23 protein-coding genes and 1 tRNA gene are annotated in these 15,135 nt (G+C 72.3%); 16 read left to right on the plus strand and 8 right to left on the minus strand.

Translation table 11 applies throughout. From position 1 onward, the window contains the following. Nucleotides 1–143: 143 nt before the first annotated feature. The 6 genes from L7N97_RS26650 (at nucleotide 144) to L7N97_RS26675 (ending at nucleotide 3,923) form a co-directional block, all read left to right on the plus strand. Nucleotides 144–1,460, plus strand: coding sequence for a hypothetical protein (locus L7N97_RS26650; protein ID WP_237481512.1), 1,317 nt, complete (start codon nucleotides 144–146; stop codon nucleotides 1,458–1,460). Nucleotides 1,461–1,632: 172 nt separating this feature from the next. Then, the gene (locus tag L7N97_RS26655; RefSeq protein WP_237481514.1) at nucleotides 1,633–2,109 is read left to right on the plus strand and encodes a hypothetical protein; all 477 of its coding nucleotides are present in this window, start codon (nucleotides 1,633–1,635) and stop codon (nucleotides 2,107–2,109) included. Nucleotides 2,110–2,233: 124 nt separating this feature from the next. After that, nucleotides 2,234–2,581, plus strand: coding sequence for a hypothetical protein (locus L7N97_RS26660; RefSeq protein ID WP_237481516.1), 348 nt, complete (start codon nucleotides 2,234–2,236; stop codon nucleotides 2,579–2,581). Between the two features lie 91 nt (nucleotides 2,582–2,672). Beyond that, the gene (locus L7N97_RS26665; RefSeq protein WP_237481518.1) at nucleotides 2,673–2,906 is read left to right on the plus strand and encodes a hypothetical protein; all 234 of its coding nucleotides are present in this window, start codon (nucleotides 2,673–2,675) and stop codon (nucleotides 2,904–2,906) included. Then, complete coding sequence (locus L7N97_RS26670; RefSeq protein WP_237481520.1) at nucleotides 2,903–3,169, plus strand: hypothetical protein; 267 nt, start codon at nucleotides 2,903–2,905, stop codon at nucleotides 3,167–3,169. The genes L7N97_RS26665 and L7N97_RS26670 overlap by 4 nt, the downstream gene beginning before the upstream one ends. 13 nt (nucleotides 3,170–3,182) lie before the next feature. Next, entirely contained in the window at nucleotides 3,183–3,923 is a 741-nt protein-coding gene (locus L7N97_RS26675; protein WP_237481521.1) for a hypothetical protein, read from the plus strand. Between the two features lie 306 nt (nucleotides 3,924–4,229). Here the strand turns inward: L7N97_RS26675 and L7N97_RS26680 are convergent, their stop codons facing one another. Next, a complete protein-coding gene (locus L7N97_RS26680; RefSeq protein WP_237482417.1) occupies nucleotides 4,230–4,934 on the minus strand; it encodes an RluA family pseudouridine synthase in 705 nt (234 codons plus the stop codon). Nucleotides 4,935–5,007: 73 nt separating this feature from the next. Between L7N97_RS26680 and ftsY the strand changes: the two genes are divergently transcribed. After that, on the plus strand, nucleotides 5,008–6,156 hold the full coding sequence (gene ftsY / locus L7N97_RS26685) for a signal recognition particle-docking protein FtsY (protein WP_237481523.1): 1,149 nt from the start codon (nucleotides 5,008–5,010) through the stop codon (nucleotides 6,154–6,156). A gap of 113 nt (nucleotides 6,157–6,269) precedes the next feature. Then, complete coding sequence (locus L7N97_RS26690) at nucleotides 6,270–6,890, plus strand: septation protein A (RefSeq protein ID WP_237481525.1); 621 nt, start codon at nucleotides 6,270–6,272, stop codon at nucleotides 6,888–6,890. 35 nt (nucleotides 6,891–6,925) lie between these two features. Here L7N97_RS26690 and L7N97_RS26695 read toward each other — a convergent pair whose 3' ends face one another. Together L7N97_RS26695 and L7N97_RS26700 are read right to left on the minus strand one after the other, a co-directional pair. Beyond that, nucleotides 6,926–7,315, minus strand: a complete 390-nt coding sequence (locus tag L7N97_RS26695) for a hypothetical protein (RefSeq protein WP_237481527.1) — start codon at nucleotides 7,313–7,315, stop codon at nucleotides 6,926–6,928. Between the two features lie 23 nt (nucleotides 7,316–7,338). Continuing rightward, complete coding sequence (locus L7N97_RS26700) at nucleotides 7,339–7,725, minus strand: hypothetical protein (RefSeq protein WP_237481528.1); 387 nt, start codon at nucleotides 7,723–7,725, stop codon at nucleotides 7,339–7,341. 165 nt (nucleotides 7,726–7,890) lie between these two features. Here L7N97_RS26700 and L7N97_RS26705 point away from each other — a divergent pair. Then, nucleotides 7,891–7,965, plus strand: a tRNA-Gly gene (locus L7N97_RS26705). Between the two features lie 328 nt (nucleotides 7,966–8,293). Here L7N97_RS26705 and L7N97_RS26710 read toward each other — a convergent pair. Then, complete coding sequence (locus L7N97_RS26710) at nucleotides 8,294–8,497, minus strand: hypothetical protein (RefSeq protein WP_237481531.1); 204 nt, start codon at nucleotides 8,495–8,497, stop codon at nucleotides 8,294–8,296. Between the two features lie 209 nt (nucleotides 8,498–8,706). Here L7N97_RS26710 and L7N97_RS26715 point away from each other — a divergent pair, with 209 nt between their 5' ends. From L7N97_RS26715 to L7N97_RS26745, 7 genes are all read left to right on the plus strand, one after another. Beyond that, the gene (locus L7N97_RS26715; protein WP_428981068.1) at nucleotides 8,707–9,465 is read left to right on the plus strand and encodes an SDR family NAD(P)-dependent oxidoreductase; all 759 of its coding nucleotides are present in this window, start codon (nucleotides 8,707–8,709) and stop codon (nucleotides 9,463–9,465) included. Further along, the gene (locus L7N97_RS26720) at nucleotides 9,462–9,935 is read left to right on the plus strand and encodes an NUDIX hydrolase (RefSeq protein ID WP_237481535.1); all 474 of its coding nucleotides are present in this window, start codon (nucleotides 9,462–9,464) and stop codon (nucleotides 9,933–9,935) included. The genes L7N97_RS26715 and L7N97_RS26720 overlap by 4 nt, the downstream gene beginning before the upstream one ends. Then, nucleotides 9,935–10,387: a TIGR02301 family protein gene (locus L7N97_RS26725; protein ID WP_237481537.1), complete on the plus strand. Its 453-nt coding sequence runs from the start codon at nucleotides 9,935–9,937 to the stop codon at nucleotides 10,385–10,387. Before L7N97_RS26720 ends, L7N97_RS26725 begins: the two co-directional genes overlap by 1 nt. Nucleotides 10,388–10,506: 119 nt before the next feature. Then, entirely contained in the window at nucleotides 10,507–10,764 is a 258-nt protein-coding gene (locus tag L7N97_RS26730) for a hypothetical protein (protein WP_428981031.1), read from the plus strand. 112 nt (nucleotides 10,765–10,876) lie between these two features. After that, entirely contained in the window at nucleotides 10,877–11,680 is an 804-nt protein-coding gene (gene ygfZ / locus L7N97_RS26735; RefSeq protein ID WP_237481539.1) for a CAF17-like 4Fe-4S cluster assembly/insertion protein YgfZ, read from the plus strand. Between the two features lie 65 nt (nucleotides 11,681–11,745). Continuing rightward, nucleotides 11,746–12,312: an HD domain-containing protein gene (locus L7N97_RS26740; protein ID WP_237482422.1), complete on the plus strand. Its 567-nt coding sequence runs from the start codon at nucleotides 11,746–11,748 to the stop codon at nucleotides 12,310–12,312. After that, nucleotides 12,309–12,830, plus strand: coding sequence for a tyrosine phosphatase family protein (locus L7N97_RS26745; RefSeq protein WP_237481541.1), 522 nt, complete (start codon nucleotides 12,309–12,311; stop codon nucleotides 12,828–12,830). Before L7N97_RS26740 ends, L7N97_RS26745 begins: the two co-directional genes overlap by 4 nt. Nucleotides 12,831–12,855: 25 nt before the next feature. Here L7N97_RS26745 and phbB read toward each other — a convergent pair whose 3' ends face one another. The 4 genes from phbB to pgsA all read right to left on the minus strand — a co-directional run bounded on the left by phbB (nucleotide 12,856) and on the right by pgsA (nucleotide 15,029). Then, a complete protein-coding gene (gene phbB / locus L7N97_RS26750) occupies nucleotides 12,856–13,578 on the minus strand; it encodes an acetoacetyl-CoA reductase (protein ID WP_237481543.1) in 723 nt (240 codons plus the stop codon). Between the two features lie 145 nt (nucleotides 13,579–13,723). Next, on the minus strand, nucleotides 13,724–14,182 hold the full coding sequence (locus L7N97_RS26755; protein ID WP_237481545.1) for a molybdenum cofactor biosynthesis protein MoaE: 459 nt from the start codon (nucleotides 14,180–14,182) through the stop codon (nucleotides 13,724–13,726). Between the two features lie 2 nt (nucleotides 14,183–14,184). Continuing rightward, nucleotides 14,185–14,436, minus strand: a complete 252-nt coding sequence (gene moaD, locus L7N97_RS26760) for a molybdopterin converting factor subunit 1 (protein WP_237481546.1) — start codon at nucleotides 14,434–14,436, stop codon at nucleotides 14,185–14,187. Continuing rightward, nucleotides 14,433–15,029, minus strand: a complete 597-nt coding sequence (pgsA, locus tag L7N97_RS26765) for a CDP-diacylglycerol--glycerol-3-phosphate 3-phosphatidyltransferase (protein WP_237481548.1) — start codon at nucleotides 15,027–15,029, stop codon at nucleotides 14,433–14,435. The genes moaD and pgsA overlap by 4 nt, the downstream gene beginning before the upstream one ends. Nucleotides 15,030–15,135 lie beyond the last annotated feature (106 nt).

Here is a 15,135-nt window from a genome sequence, read left to right on the forward strand (position 1 = left end):
CCGCAGCTCGGCGGCATGTTCTCGCGCCGCGACCTCCGGCGCTACGCCGCCCGCCAGACCCGCCCGCTCCCGACCGTGAGGCCCGGGCGCGAATACCTGACCACGTCGGCATGGGTCGACGAGTGGCTGCTGGAGCTCAAATCGTGCCGCGACCCCGCCTCCCTGCTCATGCGGTCTGGCGCGCCGACCGTGGCCACTGGTGCATCGCCGACGGGCGGGACCGGATCCGGATCGAGCCCGCACTCACGTCTCCAGGCCCGGCTGACGAGGCAGCCGCCCAGCTCGCCGTCGCGCGTTACGTCGTCGAGAAAGCCGACGCCGCCGCGCGGACGGCCGCCCCGCAAACCGACCGCGACCTGATGCAGGTCAGCATCGCCGAGGTCCTCGACCGCTACCTGGAGCGGCGGGAGTCCGGCAAGAAGCCATGCGCGCGCCTCAACGAGGCGAAGCAGAGGGTCGCGAAGCTGATCGCCTTCTTCAAGGAGGAGGCGGTCGCCTTCGTCACGGAGTCGACCTGCGAGGACTTCGCCTCGTGGTGCGGCTCCGACAGCTACGCCAGGCGCTGCCTCGCAGACCTGCAGGCAGCCCTGAACGAAGCGCGCCGGGCGGCCCTGTTTCGCACGCCCGTCTTGGTCACGCTCCCGCCGCCGCCCGCGCCGAGCGAGGACCACCTGACGTTCGCGGAGGCCGTCGCCCTGGTGCTGACGGCGTGGCGGCACCGCGACTCGCAGCAGCGGCGCGTGGGCGGGACGTTCCAGCGCGTCGACGGGAAGCGGAAGTTGATCGGGGGCAAGCTGGAGGAGGTCGGCGGGTCGCAGCGCCCGTGGGCCCACGTCGGGCGGTTCATCGTGGTCGCGATCGCGACGTGCAGCCGGAGCTCGCGCGTCTACGAGGCGAGCTACGCGCCCGAGCCCGGCCGGCCCTGGGTCGATCTGCAGAAGGGCGTCCTCTACCGGCAGGCGCCCGGGACGAAGGTCACCAAAAAGAAGGCCCCCACCATCGACCTCAGCCCACGCTTGGTCTCTGCCATGCGCCGATGGTCGTCTCCGCACACGGTCCGTGGCCGCGAGGTCCCCGGCGACCGTTACGTCGTCCAGATGCGGTCGAGGCCGGTCGACCCGAAGGCCGGTTTCGTCCTCGTCGTCGAGGCCGCGGTCGCGGCGGCCCGGGCGGACGACGCGCGGCGCGAGGCGGTGGGGCTGGAGCCGCGGCGGCTGTTCCTGCGCGATGACGGAGCGCCGAAGGTGATCGTCCGCCACACGCTCAGGCACACGGGCATCACGTGGTTGGCCGAGACCCCCGGCGTCGACGTCGAGGACGTGTGCAGCTACGCGGGCATCACGCGCGCGATGTTTGATCGCGTCTACGGGCACGCCCATCGCGCGCGGTCGCGCAAGGTGGTGGCGGCCCAGACGCGCAAGCCCCGCAAGCCCAAGCCGAAGCCCGACGACGACGGCTGACGCGGCCCAAGCGCGGTGCGACTCGCGCGTTACCTGCCCCGCCGCGACCCCGCCGAGCGCGAAAAATGTGACCCAAACCTCAAAGCACCCGTTGACCTATTAACCATAGACGTCTACATCTAATGCATGGACGGAGGCGATCGGGCCGACGCCCCACGGAAGGACCGAGCACATGTCCAAGAACCGCTTCTCCACCGTCGCCGTCGTCCGCGTGACCGACCTCATGGGCCGCACCGAGGTCGTCCGCTCCACCAACGCGGGCACGGTCGTGCGCACGGAGTACCCCGCCCACCCCGAGCACGGCTACCTGCACGCCTACAACGAGGACGGCACCTGCCATCAGGTCTGGGTCTCGGCGCGTCTCCGCGGCAGCATCGACGCCTGCCGCCCCGTCGACGTCCGGGGCGGCGACCGCTTCCCGGGGTGGCTCGCGGAATGGGTCGGCGGATCCCTGGTGACCGAGGCTGCGGACTGGGACCGGGCCGTGGCGGGCGTCAGGGCCCGCGCCGACAGGATCTGGGAGGAGCGCCGCCCGCAGCGCGAGGCCGAGGAGCGGATGCGCGAGGAGGAGCAGCGCCTCCGGGATGAGAGCGACGCCCGCGAGGAGGCGATGGGCTGGGGCCACTACGAGGACGCCTACGCCGATTGACACGCAGGCCGAAACCGGGGGCACGAGCCCCCGGTCCACCGGTCAGGCCGGTGCTGACGAGGCCACGCCCGCAGAGCCATTCCCCGTGAGGGTCGAGCGCCACACAGCAGACAGGACGGACACCATGACCACCGCCACGATCAACAACGGTTCCCGCGCCCGCGGCAAGTCGCCATCCCGCCCCGACGACCGCGTCGTCCGCCGCGTCGTGGTCTCGCTCAACGTCGCCGAGGCCTACGACCTGGACCACTACAAGGACCGCTCGAGGCGCTGCATCGGCGAGGTCTACTCCGACGCGGAGGCCATGCGCCGCGCGGTGGCCGACTGGCGCCATGAGTCGCTGCCCTGCGACGCGGGGTACATCGACCTGGACGAGATCGCCGGCGTGTTCCGCGCTCTGGCCTCCGCCGACACGCCCGAGGCCATGACCGCGCTCCGCGACAAGGCGCGCCGCATGGTGGCGGCCTCGTAGACCTGGACCCTCGGTGAGACGGCGTCCCCGGTCCGGGGCGCCGTCTCCACGAGGGCCTGGACCGGCCCCCGCATCAGCACAGGAGACATCCATGGCCGTCACCGCCGTCCCGCGCCGCAGGGGCCGCCGCCCCACCTCCGCAGAGCGGGCGCACATGCACGTCATGGCCTGCATCGACCGCTGGGAGGCGTCCATGCGCCGCGAGATCGATGAGATCCGGGCCCTCGACGAGGAGTGCGCGCGCCTCGCGAGGGTCCGCGAGGCGAAGATGGCCGCCCTCGACGCGGAGCAGGCCGAGGCCGACCGCCTCACGGCCGTCGCGTGACCGACGCCCCGCCCCCAAAGCGCGGCCGGGGCAGGCCCCCGGTCTACGCTACCCCCGAGCTCGCGCTGCAGGCCGCCCGCGACCGCGCGACGGCCCACACCCAGGCACGGCGCCGGACAACCCCGGAGCGCACCATCGCCCTGGCCCCCGAGCGCGTGGCGCAGGGCGATGAGATCATCAGAGCGCGCGGCCTGGACGGCTGGAGCCACCTCGTGGCCGTCCTGATCGAGGACGAGGTGCGTCGCCGCGACGGCGACCTGTAGCGAGGAGAGGACCATGGCTCGACGTGCATGCCCCGCCCAGCTCGCCTTCCCGTTCCCCAAGCCCGCGCTGCCCTGGCAGAAGCCGGTCGAGGTCGCCCCGCAGCGGCCGCTGCTCGACCGCCTTGTCGACGCGGGCCTGTCGCCGAACCGCTACCTGCTGAGCACCAATCGTTGCCTCACGGCGCCGGCCGAGCACCGCACTGGGTTCCCGTGGTCTCTGCCGTCGCGCCTCTACACGTTCGGCGTTCGCATTGCAGGCTGGGACGACGAGCCCCGTCTGGCGGTGGGCGTCGAGGCGCTCCTGGAGCACCCTTACGTCGGGCATCTGCGCGGAATCGGGTTCGAGGTCGACGTCAACGAGGACGTGGGCCACGCTTCCTACATGCACGCCGTCGACCTCGCCACCAATCGGCATTGGGAGGACCTGCTCCTCACGCGCCGCCACGCCACGCCGGAGAGCATCGCAGCCGGGATCGGATACGCCCTCCAGTACACAGACCTCACGGTCTGGAACGCGCGCACCGTGATGCGCGAGATGGGGTGGCCCGAGCCCGAGGACCGGAGCGCCGCGTTGCTCAGGGGGTCCGGCCTCCATCCCGCGAAGGTGCCGGAAGGCTACGCCCCGAACCCGAGGCGGCAGGACGTCGCCGGGGCCTGGATGATGGTCCACGGGCTCGAGGACAAGTGGCTGAAGAGGGGGCGCCACGGGCACGCCTGGGTGACGCCCGAGGGCATGGCGCGGCGCGCCGCCTAGGCTGGGCGCGATTGGGCGCGTAACCCCGCGTCACGGGCCGTTTCGGAGTGTCGCGGAGTGTCGCCGCGACCGCGTTTTCCTTCGTGGAAACAGTCTACTACCCTCATTCGTAATGAGGGGGTCGGGGGTTCGAATCCCTCTTGCGGCACCACAGCCCTCTGCGCACCTATGTGCTGACCACCGTCGTACCACACCGGCGTCCATCTTGATCGCTCCGATGTCGTGGCAGATCTGACACTCGACGTCCGACATTCAGTCCACCCACGACATCTCCAAAGCTCGCTTCGACGACCCTCGCAGACCGCCTCAGACACTCCCGGAACCGGGATGCCGCGCCGGATCACCAACGAAACCGAGGATCGTAAGCGCCGCCACCATGTGATCCGGGACCGGGGCCTCGGCCTCGACGGGCGCGCGGCTCGGGTAGAGCGGCACGGCGATGCGCCGAGCGAGCAGGTGCAGGGTGGCCGAGGCCGCGGCCTCGCGGTCGCCGTAGATGCCGTCGCCGACCAGCGGCCAGCCCAGCGCCGCGCAGTGGACGCGGATCTGGTGCGTGCGGCCGGTGCGCGGCTTCAATTCCAGCCAGCTCCGGCCGCCCGCGCGCCCGAGCACCCGCCAGTCCGTCGTGGCCTCCTGGCCGGCCGGGTCGACCTGCATCCACCAGCCGCGCGCGGCGTCCCGTCGCCCGAGCGGGAGGTCGATCGTGCCGCTGTCGGCCGCGGGCATGCCCTCCACCACCGCCCAATATGTCTTGTCGACCCGGCCCGCCTTGAACAGGGCGCCGAGCTTCTGCAGCGCCTTGCGGTGGCGGCCGAGCACGAGGCAGCCCGACGTCTCGCGGTCGAGCCGGTGCGCGAGGGCCGGCACGCGCGGCAGGCCGAAGCGCAGGCCGTCGAAATGCGCCTCTAGGCTGTCGCCGCCCTTGGGGCCGGGGTGCACCGCGATGCCGGCGGGTTTGTCCAGCACCAGCATCAGGGCGTCGCGGTAGAGGAGGCGGGGGACGAGGTCTATCGGCTGCACCGGGAAAGGCTTATCGGAACCGGGACCCCGTGGCGAGCCAGCCGGCGGGCTTGGGGATGCGGGAATGGCCGGGGACGACGATCAGGGCGGCAAGCGGAAGCCGGGGTTCTTCAAGCGGCTGTTCGGCGGCGGGGGCACGCCCGACGCCGCGCCCGAGGTCCGGCCCGAGCCCGCTCCCGAGACGCTGCCGCCCGTCGATTCGCTGCCCGCGCCGCAGCCGGCGCCCGATCCCGTCCCTGCCGAGCCCGAGGCGCCCCGCCTCGCGCCGGACCCGGCCGCCGAGGCCGCGCCGCGGCGGAGCTGGCTGTCGCGGCTGACGGGCGGGCTGTCGCGCTCGTCCTCGTCCATCAAGGGCGGCATCGTCGGCATCTTCTCCAAGCGCAAGCTCGACGACGCCACGCTCGACGATCTGGAGGACGTGCTGATCAAGGCCGACCTCGGCATCGCCATGGCGACGCGCATCACCGGCGCGATCGGCTCCGGCCGCTACGAGAAGGGCATCGACCCCGAGGAGGTGCAGGCGATCCTGGCGCGCGAGATCGAGGCCGTCCTCGCCCCGGTGGCGGTGCCCTTCGCGGTGGACCGGGCGAGTAAGCCCTTCGTGGTACTGGTCGTCGGCGTCAACGGCTCGGGCAAGACCACGACGATCGGCAAGCTCGCCGCCAAGCTGTCGGCCGAGGGGTTGAAGCTCACGCTCGGCGCGGGCGACACGTTCCGCGCCGCCGCCATCGAGCAACTGCGGATCTGGGGCGAGCGGACGAACTCGCCCGTGGTGTCGCGCCCGCAGGGCGCCGACGCCGCCGGCCTCGCCTTCGACGCGATCAAGGAGGCGCGCGAGAACGGCTCGGACGTCGTGCTGATCGACACGGCCGGCCGGCTGCAGAACCGCGCCGAGCTGATGGAGGAGCTCGCCAAGGTGGTGCGCGTCGTCAAGAAGGCCGAGCCCGAGGCGCCCCACGCCGTGCTGCTGGTGCTCGACGCGACCGTCGGCCAGAACGCGCTGAGCCAGGTCGAGATCTTCGGCCAGGTGGCCGGCGTCACCGGTCTCGTGATGACCAAGCTCGACGGCACCGCCCGCGGCGGCATCCTGGCGGCCGTGGCCGAGAAGTTCGCGCTCCCGGTCCACTTCATCGGCGTCGGCGAGGGGATCGACGACCTCGAACCCTTCGCGGCGTCCGATTTCGCCCGCGCCATCGCGGGCCTCGAGCATTGAGCGCCGCCCAAGCCATGAAAAGACCGGCTTCGGCGCTTTATCGGATCGATGATTGAGTCTATGCGGGCGCCGTTTCCCGATGTGGGCCGCGGCGCCGAGGTGACAGGCAGACGATGACGAGTCTCGATGACAGGCCGAAGGCCGACGCGCCGAAGCCCGCGGGCCGCAAGGTCGATCCCACGCTGAAGCTCGTCCTCGAACTCGGCCCTCTCGCCTGCTTCTTCGTCGCCTCCTACCGCTACGGCCTGCACGCCGCCACGGGCGTCCTGATGGTCGGGGTCGTGGTCGCCCTCGCGGTCTCCTACGCGCTCACGCGGCGGTTGCCCGTCATGCCGGTCGTCACGGCCATAGCGGTCCTGTTCTTCGGCGCGCTGACGTTCTACTTCGACAATCCGGTCTTCATCAAGGTGAAGCCGACGGTGATCAACTGCATCTTCGGCGCGGCGCTGCTCGGCGGGCTGGCCTTCGGCAAGCCGCTGCTGCCGGTGGTGCTCGATTCGGCGCTGCACCTCGACGAGGAGGGCTGGCGCAAGCTGACCTTCCGCTGGGGCCTGTTCTTCTTCGTGCTCGCGGCGCTCAACGAGCTCGTGTGGCGCACGCAGAGCGACGTGTTCTGGACGGGGTTCAAGGTGTTCGGCACCATGCCGCTGACCGTCGTCTTCGCGCTGACGCAGGTGCCGCTCATCATGCGCCACGAGCTGAAGCCCACCGCGCCGCAGGACGAGCACTTCTGAACGGTTGGGCGGGCGAGCTCGGGCCCGCCCGCTCCTCACTTTTCGGCGCCGCCCGCTCCGGCCGCGACCGACCCGTTCGGGACACCCTCACCGTCGAGGCCCTGGCCGGCCGGCCCCTTGACGCTCATGCCCGTGCCGGGGAGGCCCGCGCTGGTGTTGCCGCTCGTCCGGCCGGCCGAGCCGCCGTTGCCCGAGCCGTTCGTGGAGCCGCCGAGCCCGGTGTCGGCCACGCCGCCCTGGCCCGGCATGGTGAGGTCCTTGGTGGTGCCGCCGCCCGGCAGGGGAGAGCCCCGGTTCGCCGTAGTGTTGGTGTCCCCGCCGGGGTCCCCGGCGTGTGAGGCCGCTCCGCCGGCCTGCGCCATGGCGCTGGATGCGCCGAGCAGCAGCGCCGCCGCCAGCACGGCTGCCGTCGATCCTGCCTTCATCGCCTCACGCCTCCTGTCCCGGATCACTGCGGTGCCTTGCCGGACGCGACGCCGTCGAGGTTCTTCGTGCCGGACCCGCCGCCAGCTCCCGCTGCCGGCGTCGTGCCCGTGGTGCCCGTCATGACGCCGCCGTTGCCGTTGGCGCCGGCGCCGACGATCGGCGTGCCGCTCACGCCGCCCGCGTTCGAGCCCGACGACGGGCTGGCCGGCGCCGGCCGCCCGCTGCCCTCGGTCTTCACGCCGGTCCGGCCGGTGCCGCCCGCGTCGCCCTGGCCGCCGTTGGAGCTGGCGCCGCCCGCGCCGCCGCTCGTGTAGCCCGTCTGCCCGCCGGCCGTCTGCGCGGCCGCCTGGGCGAGCCCGAAGCCCGTGACCGCGCAGGCCACGATGATCCCGAATGCCGTCCGCCTCATGCCGCCTCGCCTCCCGTGCGCTCTGCTGCCGATGCAACGCTTGGTGCCGCCATCCGTTGCCCGGCGCAGCCTCCGGCAGCGCCGTGTCACCACTCCCGAAGATTCGGGCTTGCAAAGCGACCCGACCTCCGGCATTAGATCCCTCGTCGCCGCAGCGACATGGATGCGGGTGTAGCTCAGTGGTAGAGCACAACCTTGCCAAGGTTGGGGTCGAGGGTTCGAATCCCTTCGCCCGCTCCAGACTGCGGCACCTTCCGATATTCTGGCTATCTGACGCTATCGCGTGTTGGTGGCCACAGTTTGAGACTGCCCAGTGGGGCCTTGCTCCCGTGCAGCTCGAGAGTTCCGATCCGTCGGGCCCGAGCGTGTCTTCCGTGGTGATCGGCGCCCCGGTCGATCAAGCCGCGTGAAGCTCGGCGTCGGCGCGGCAGTCTATCCGCGACCGCCGGATCTCGGTCGCGTCCACCGCCACCTCTGTCTGCGATCGAGTGCGCCCTGAAGCAGCGTCATCGGTCCGCCAATCCCGCGACCCGTGCGGATGCTCCAGAAGCGGTCTCGCGAATCGCTCTCACCCCCGTGCCGGCGGAGCAGCGCCCTGCGCCGGCGTTTCGGCGTCGGGCCCGGCGAGGTCGCGAAGCTCCGCCAGCAGGGCGTCCCGCTGATCGCGGTTCTTCTCGGCTTCACCGGGCGTCAGCGCGCTCCCCCGCGCCTCCCTGTCGAGCTGGTGGAGCTGCTGCTGCAGGTCGCGCAGCCGTGCGTCGCGGTCGTCCATCGTCCTCTCCTCCCGTTCGGGCCGGCGCCGTGCCGGGTTTGCGGTGACCGCCGGGACCGGCTGCGGGTTCCCTCGCCGGCCGCGCCAGCGCGACTCTTTTGAAACCGGACGGGACAGGCTATCGTCGGACTGAAACTGCACGGGAGCGGCGGCGACCGCGGCGCCCCCCGGACGAATGCGCTCCGCGACGCGATCCCCGCCCCATGTCCATGCCGTCTCCCTCCCGGTCCAACGCCGGCCCCCGCCGCACCATGCTGCTCACGGGCGCGTCGCGCGGCATCGGCCATGCCACCGTCAAGCGCTTCTCCTCCGCCGGCTGGCGCGTCATCACCTGCTCGCGCCACGCCTTCCCGGAGAACTGCCCCTGGGAGATGGGGCCGGAGGACCACCTCCAGGTCGACCTCGCCGACCCCGAGGACATCCTCAAGGCCCTGTCGGACGTGCGCCAGCGCCTGCCCGAGGGGCGCCTCGACGCGCTGGTCAACAACGCCGGCATCTCGCCGAAGGGCGCCGGCGGATCGCGCCTCGGCTCGGTCGAGACCGAGATCGCCGACTGGAAGAAGGTGTTCCAGGTCAACTTCTACGCCCCCGTCATGCTGGCGCGCGGCCTGATCGCCGAGTTGCAGCAGGCGCACGGCTCCGTGGTCAACGTCACCTCGATCGCGGGCTCGCGCGTGCACCCCTTCGCGGGTGCCGCCTACGCGACGTCTAAGGCCGCCCTGGCGGCGCTGACGCGCGAGATGGCGGCGGACTTCGGGCCGCGCGGCATCCGCGTCAACGCCATCTCGCCGGGCGAGATCGACACCGCCATCCTGTCGCCCGGCACGGACAAGATCGTCGAGGCGCTGCCGATGCGCCGGCTCGGCACGCCCGAGGAGGTCGCCAAAGCGATCTACTTCCTGTGCACCGAGCAGTCGAGCTACGTCCACGGTGCCGAGATCCACATCAACGGCGGGCAGCACGTTTGAGCGTCGCTCCCCCGGCCGCGGGGCCGAGCTTCGCCGGATCCCGCGCCTATCCGGTCCGGCCCTTCCTGGCCGCCAGCGTGGCGGTGTTCCGCGACGGGCTGGTGCTGCTCGCCGAGCGCGCGGCACCCCCGGGCGACCGCCGCTTCTCGCTGCCCGGCGGCCTCGTCGAGCCTGGCGAGACGATCCGCGAGGCCGCCCTGCGCGAGCTGCGGGAGGAGACCGGCGTCGTGGCCGAGATCGTCGGCTTCAACGACCACGTCGAGGTTATCGAGCGCGACGCGGAGGGGCGGGTGGCGGCCCATTTCGTCGTGACGTCCTTCGTCGGCCGCTGGGTGTCGGGCGAGGCCGCGACCGGCCCGGAGGCCCTGCGCACCGTCTGGGTCGCGCCGGACGCCGTGGACCATCTCGCCACCACGCCGCAGCTGCCCGCCATCCTCCTGCGCGCCGCCGCCATCGCGGCGCGGGGCTGATGCGGCGCGCCGGGATGGCGGCGGCGCTGTTCGGGCTCGCGGCCGCCGCGCCGGCCGCCGGGCAGGGCCTGCCCGCCAACCCGCCTCTGCCGCCCGTGGTGGGCGTCGGCCCGCCCGCCGCTCAGGCCGCGCCGGACCCCGACGGCCTGCCGCCCTACGAACCGCTCCTCGAGAGCCTGGCCGAGCGCCTCGGCGCGCTGGCCCTGATGCGCGACCTGTGCGGGGAGGGCGACGCGGCGCGCTTCCGCGACCGCATGGCCGCGCTGCTCGACGTGGAGGGGCGCAGCCCCGCCGCGCGGGACCGGCTCGCCGGCGCGTTCAACCGCGGCCTCCGCGGCTACGCCGCCAGCTACCGGAGCTGCACGCCCTCGGCGCGCCTCGTCGAGTCGCGGGCCCTCGCGGAGGCCGACCGGCTGACGCGTGACATCGAATCCCGATACGGCGGCACGTGAGGACCGGGCGGGTGGCACTTCGCTGCAACAGGTGCGGGCGAAACGCGGCCGGCCCGTTCCGTTAACGATCCGTCAAGAGTAGGCTGTCCCACGGCCTTTCCCGACGCTACAGATTTCGCATGATGGATATGACGACGCACCAGCAGGACCGTTTCGAGGCCGCCGAGGAGCGGCAGATCGCCATGTCGATCCTGATGGAGACCTTCGCGGAAGCGGAGCTCGACGGGCTCGACGAGGACAGCATGACCCAGGCGGCGCTGTTCGTGGCCTTCCAGAAACTCGTGAGCTGCTACGGCGAGGATGCTGTGGCGACCTTCGCCGAACGCCTGCCCGAGCGCGTGCGGCACGGCGAGTTCTCGCTCCTCACTCGCCAGTGACGCGAGGCAGCGGTGGACGGCGCTCCACCGCACCTTGCGCCGCGGCGCCGAGCGGCTATGTCCCTGGAGAGGCCGGCTGTCGCGGCGCCGGCGCGTTCGCGCGGGGTCTGACATGGGGACGGCGTTTCTCGACGACCGGGGCATCGTCGAGGTCGAGGGACCGGACGCGCGGGCGCTGCTCCATCGCCTGGTCACCAGCGATGTGACGCGTCTTGCCTCTGGTGAAATTCGCTACGCGGCCCTGCTGAGCCCGCAGGGCAAGATCGCCGCGGACTTCCTCATCGTCGAGGCCTCGCCGCCGGGTGGCCCGGATCGCTTCCTCCTCGACGTGCCGGCCGCGCAGGCGGCCGACCTCGCCAAGAAGCTGACCCTATACCGCCTGCGCGCGGACGTCCGTATCGCAGACCGCAGCGCGGAGCTCGGCGTCACCGCGCATTGGCCGGACGGGCCCGGCGCCCGCGACCCCCGCCATCCCGACCTCGGCACCCGCGCGATCGGGCCTCGGAGCGACGGCGATTCCGCTCGTCGGCACACATATGAGGCGCACCGGATCGCGCTCGGCGTGCCGGACGGCGGACGCGACTACGCCTTCGGGGACGCCTTTCCGCACGATGCCAACCTCGACCGGCTCGGCGGCGTCGACTTCGGAAAGGGTTGCTACGTCGGCCAGGAGGTCGTGTCGCGCGTGCACCACCGCGGCACCGCCCGCAAGCGCGTGGTGCCGGTCGCCTTCGACGGCCGCGCGCCCGCGCCCGGCGCGGAGATCACGGTCAACGACGTCGCCATCGGCACCATGGGCACCAGCGCGGACGGCCGCGGCCTCGCCACCGTGCGGGTGGACCGCGCCGCCGAGGCGGCGGGGCAGGGGGCCCCCGCTGTCGCGGACGGCGTCGCTCTCACCCTGAGCCTGTCGTGACCGGGGTCGCCGACCTGACCGGCGAGTCGGTCAACGCCGTCGGCACCGGCCCGGCGTGGCAGCGCATGCTGTCCGGCCGCCGCCTCGACCTCCTGAAGCCGTCGCCTGCCGACATCGATCTCCACGACATCGCCCACGGCCTCGCCCGCGTGGCGCGCTGGAACGGCCAGACGCGCGGCCCCTACATCCTGTCGGTCGCACAGCATTCGCTGCTCGTGGAAGCGCTGCTCGGCCACATCCGCCCCGGCGCCGACCGGCACGCCCGCGCGGTCGCGGTGCTGCACGACGCGCCGGAATACGTCGTCGGCGACCTGATCTCGCCGTTCAAGGCCTGCGTGGGCGACGCCTACAAGGCCGTGGAGGCCCGGCTCCTCTCGGCGATCCTCCACCGCTTCGGCCTGGCCGAACCCGACGACGCGCTGCTCGCCCTCGTCAAGCGCGCCGACCGCGCGGCGGCGCGCCTCGAAGCCGTGCTGCTGGCGGGGTTCGACGAGGCCGAGGCTCTGGCCGTCCTGGGCCCGCCCGAGCCGGGGCTCGAAGGCTTCGCGGCCTGGCTCAGGCCCCGGCCGTCCGACCAGGTCGAGGCCGCCTTCGTCGACCGCTGCCGCGCCCTCGGCATGGTGGACGTTTGAGGGCTCGCGTCGTCGTCTGCCCGCAGTCGCGCCTCGCCGACACGCTTGCCGCCACCGGCGCCCGCAGCGTCGTGACGCTGCTCGCCGCCGACCAGCGCGCCGGCCTGCCGCCGATGCCCGGTGCCGCCCGCCTGCTGCTCGACGTGTCCGACATCGTGTCGCCGCGCGACGGCTTCGCGCTGGCGGGCGAGGGCCACGTGGCGGACCTGCTCGCCTTCGCCCGCGCCTGGGACCGGCGCCATCCGCTGCTGGTCCACTGCTACGCCGGCGTCAGCCGCTCGACCGCGGCCGCCTTCGCGGTCGCCTGCGCGCTCGATCCGACGCGCGACGAGGCGGTGGTCGCGGCGGCGTTCCGCCGCGCTTCGCCGAGCGCGACGCCGAACCCGCGCCTCGTGGCGCTGGCCGATGCGGCGCTCGGCCGGTCCGGGCGCATGACCGAAGCGGTGCGCGCCATCGGCCGCGGCCGGGACTGTTTCGAGGGCGAGGTGTTCAGCCTCGACGTCCCGCCTCGCGGCTGAGCGTCGAGGGCCGCCCTCGGTGGCGTCACATGTGCTGGCCGCCGTTGATCGACAGCACCGAGCCCGTGACGAAGGAGGCGTCCTCGCTGGCCAGATAGGCCACGGCCTTGCCGATCTCCTCGGGCAGTCCGAGGCGGCCGACCGGGATCTGCGGCAGGATCTTGGTCTTCAGCACCTCCGGCGCGATGGCCTGCACCATCTCGGTGCCGATGTAGCCGGGGCAGATCGCGTTGACGGTGATGCCCTTGTTGGCGCTCTCCTGCGCCAGCGCCTTGACGAAGCCGATGTCGCCCGCCTTGGCGGCCGAGTAGTTCACCTGTCCCATCTGGCCCTTCTGGCCGTTGATGGACGAGATCACGATCACCCGGCCCCAGTTGCGCGACCGCATGCCGTCGATCACGGGACGGGTGACGTTGAACAGCGAATCGAGGTTGGTAATCAGCACGGCGCGCCACTGCTCGACGGTCATCTTGTGGAAGAAGCCGTCGCGGGTGATTCCGGCGTTGTTGACCAGGATGTCGATCGGGCCGACCTCGGCCTCGACCTTCTTGACGCCCTCGGCGGAGGCCTCGTAGCTGCCGACGTCCCACTTGAACACCGGGATGCCGGTGTCGTCCTTGAACCTGTTGGCCGCGTCGTCGTTGCCGGCATAGCTCGCCGCCACCTTGACCCCGGCCTCGGTGAGCGCCCGGCTGATCGCGGCGCCGATGCCGCGGGTGCCGCCCGTCACGAGTGCGATGCGTGCCATGTCGTGTCCTCCCGTCGTGCGGCGCAGCGGCCGCTTCGTTGGATGAACGTCTTTTGGCGGGCGTGGTTCGGTCCGTCCAGGCGATTCGCGGCGAAACGCAATGCAACATTGAGCCCTAGCTCATGCTGCATCGCAGCGCCGAGCATCAGCGCCAGCGGTCGAGCGCGGCCTCGTCGGACGCCTTGGGCGCGACCCAGTCGGCCTCGCCGGCGGCCGCGTCCCGGCGCCGGTTGCGCTTCCAGAACGGCGCCTCGCTCTTGAGGTAGTCCATCAGGAAGTCGGCGGCCGCGAAGGCCGCGACGCGGTGCGCCGACGCCGTCACGACGAGCACGATGTTCTCGCCCGGCCGGATCGCGCCGTGCCGGTGGATGACGCGGCAGGCCTGCAGCGGCCAGCGCGCCTCGGCCTCGGCGCAGACGCGGCCGATCTCCGCCTCGGCCATGCCGGGATAGTGCTCGATCTCCAGGGCTTCGAGGGTGCCGCCGTCGTCGCGGCAGAGGCCCGAGAAGGTCACCACGGCGCCGACGTCGGTGCGGCCCGCCGTCACCGCCGCGATCTCGGCGGCGGTGTCGTAGTCGTCCGCCCGGACCGACACGCTCGCCACGCTCAGCCCCCCGTCATCGGCGGGAAAAAGGCCACCTCGCGGGCGCCCGCGAAGGCGGCGTCGTGCTTGGCGTGGACGCGGTCGAGCGCTGTGCGGATCACCGCCGGGTTCTCGAAGGCGTGGGCGTAGTTCTCGCCCCGGCCCGCCAGCCAGCCCATCAGATCGGCCAGCGTCCGGACCTCGGGCGGGGGCGCGAGCTCCTCCTCGGCGAGGCCGATGCGCTCGCGCACCCAGGCGAAATACAGCGCCTTCACGTCGGCGATCCCGCGGCCGGCCTGAAGCCGGCCTTCATGTAGTCCCAGCCGGTGTAGAGCGTCAGCACGGCCGCGACCCAGAGCAGGACGAGGCCGATGTCCACCGTGCCCGGCAGCACCGATTCGCCGGCCGGCCCCGCGATGAGGAAGCCGATGGCCAGGAGCTGCGCTGTGGTCTTCCACTTGGCGACCTTGGTCACCGGCACGGAAACGCGCAGCTCGGCCAGGAACTCGCGCAAGCCGGACACCAGGATCTCGCGGCACAGGATCACGATGGCGGCCCAGATCGACCAGCTCGTCACCGTGCGGTCCGCCACCAGCATCAGGAGCGAGGCGGCCACGAGCAGCTTGTCGGCGATCGGGTCCAGCATGCGGCCCAGCGAGGACTGCTGGTTCCAGGCGCGGGCCAGGTAGCCGTCGAAGAAGTCGGTGACGCCCGCCACCGCGAAGATCGCCAGGGCCAGCCAGCGCATGCGCGGATCGTCCGGCGCGAAAAGGCAGCCCGCCACGACGGGCACCGCCACCATGCGGCCGTAGGTCAGGAGGTTGGGCAGGTTCCACTGCCGTTCGCGCTCGAGGGTGGAGACTGCCATGGCGCGAGAGGGAGCATGACGGCACGGCCGGCGTCAAGGGAGCGGGCGCTCGCGGGCGAGACCGGGAGTGCCTCGACGGTGGATCGGGAACGCGGCACTCTCGGCC

This window comes from Lichenibacterium dinghuense (assembly GCF_021730615.1).
GTDB classification, from domain to species: Bacteria; Pseudomonadota; Alphaproteobacteria; order Rhizobiales; family Beijerinckiaceae; genus Lichenihabitans; species Lichenihabitans dinghuensis.

Coding starts and splice junctions, on each gene's coding strand:
- L7N97_RS26655 (WP_237481514.1), top strand. CDS start 1,633: ATGTCCAAGAACCGCTTCTCCACCGTCGCCGTCGTCCGCGTGACCGAC.
- L7N97_RS26660 (WP_237481516.1), top strand. CDS start 2,234: ATGACCACCGCCACGATCAACAACGGTTCCCGCGCCCGCGGCAAGTCG.
- L7N97_RS26665 (WP_237481518.1), top strand. CDS start 2,673: ATGGCCGTCACCGCCGTCCCGCGCCGCAGGGGCCGCCGCCCCACCTCC.
- L7N97_RS26675 (WP_237481521.1), top strand. CDS start 3,183: ATGGCTCGACGTGCATGCCCCGCCCAGCTCGCCTTCCCGTTCCCCAAG.
- ftsY (WP_237481523.1), top strand. CDS start 5,008: ATGGCCGGGGACGACGATCAGGGCGGCAAGCGGAAGCCGGGGTTCTTC.
- L7N97_RS26690 (WP_237481525.1), top strand. CDS start 6,270: ATGACGAGTCTCGATGACAGGCCGAAGGCCGACGCGCCGAAGCCCGCG.
- L7N97_RS26695 (WP_237481527.1), bottom strand. CDS start 7,315: ATGAAGGCAGGATCGACGGCAGCCGTGCTGGCGGCGGCGCTGCTGCTC.
- L7N97_RS26700 (WP_237481528.1), bottom strand. CDS start 7,725: ATGAGGCGGACGGCATTCGGGATCATCGTGGCCTGCGCGGTCACGGGC.
- L7N97_RS26710 (WP_237481531.1), bottom strand. CDS start 8,497: ATGGACGACCGCGACGCACGGCTGCGCGACCTGCAGCAGCAGCTCCAC.
- L7N97_RS26715 (WP_428981068.1), top strand. CDS start 8,707: ATGCCGTCTCCCTCCCGGTCCAACGCCGGCCCCCGCCGCACCATGCTG.
- L7N97_RS26725 (WP_237481537.1), top strand. CDS start 9,935: ATGCGGCGCGCCGGGATGGCGGCGGCGCTGTTCGGGCTCGCGGCCGCC.
- L7N97_RS26730 (WP_428981031.1), top strand. CDS start 10,507: ATGATGGATATGACGACGCACCAGCAGGACCGTTTCGAGGCCGCCGAG.
- ygfZ (WP_237481539.1), top strand. CDS start 10,877: ATGGGGACGGCGTTTCTCGACGACCGGGGCATCGTCGAGGTCGAGGGA.
- L7N97_RS26740 (WP_237482422.1), top strand. CDS start 11,746: ATGCTGTCCGGCCGCCGCCTCGACCTCCTGAAGCCGTCGCCTGCCGAC.
- phbB (WP_237481543.1), bottom strand. CDS start 13,578: ATGGCACGCATCGCACTCGTGACGGGCGGCACCCGCGGCATCGGCGCC.
- pgsA (WP_237481548.1), bottom strand. CDS start 15,029: ATGGCAGTCTCCACCCTCGAGCGCGAACGGCAGTGGAACCTGCCCAAC.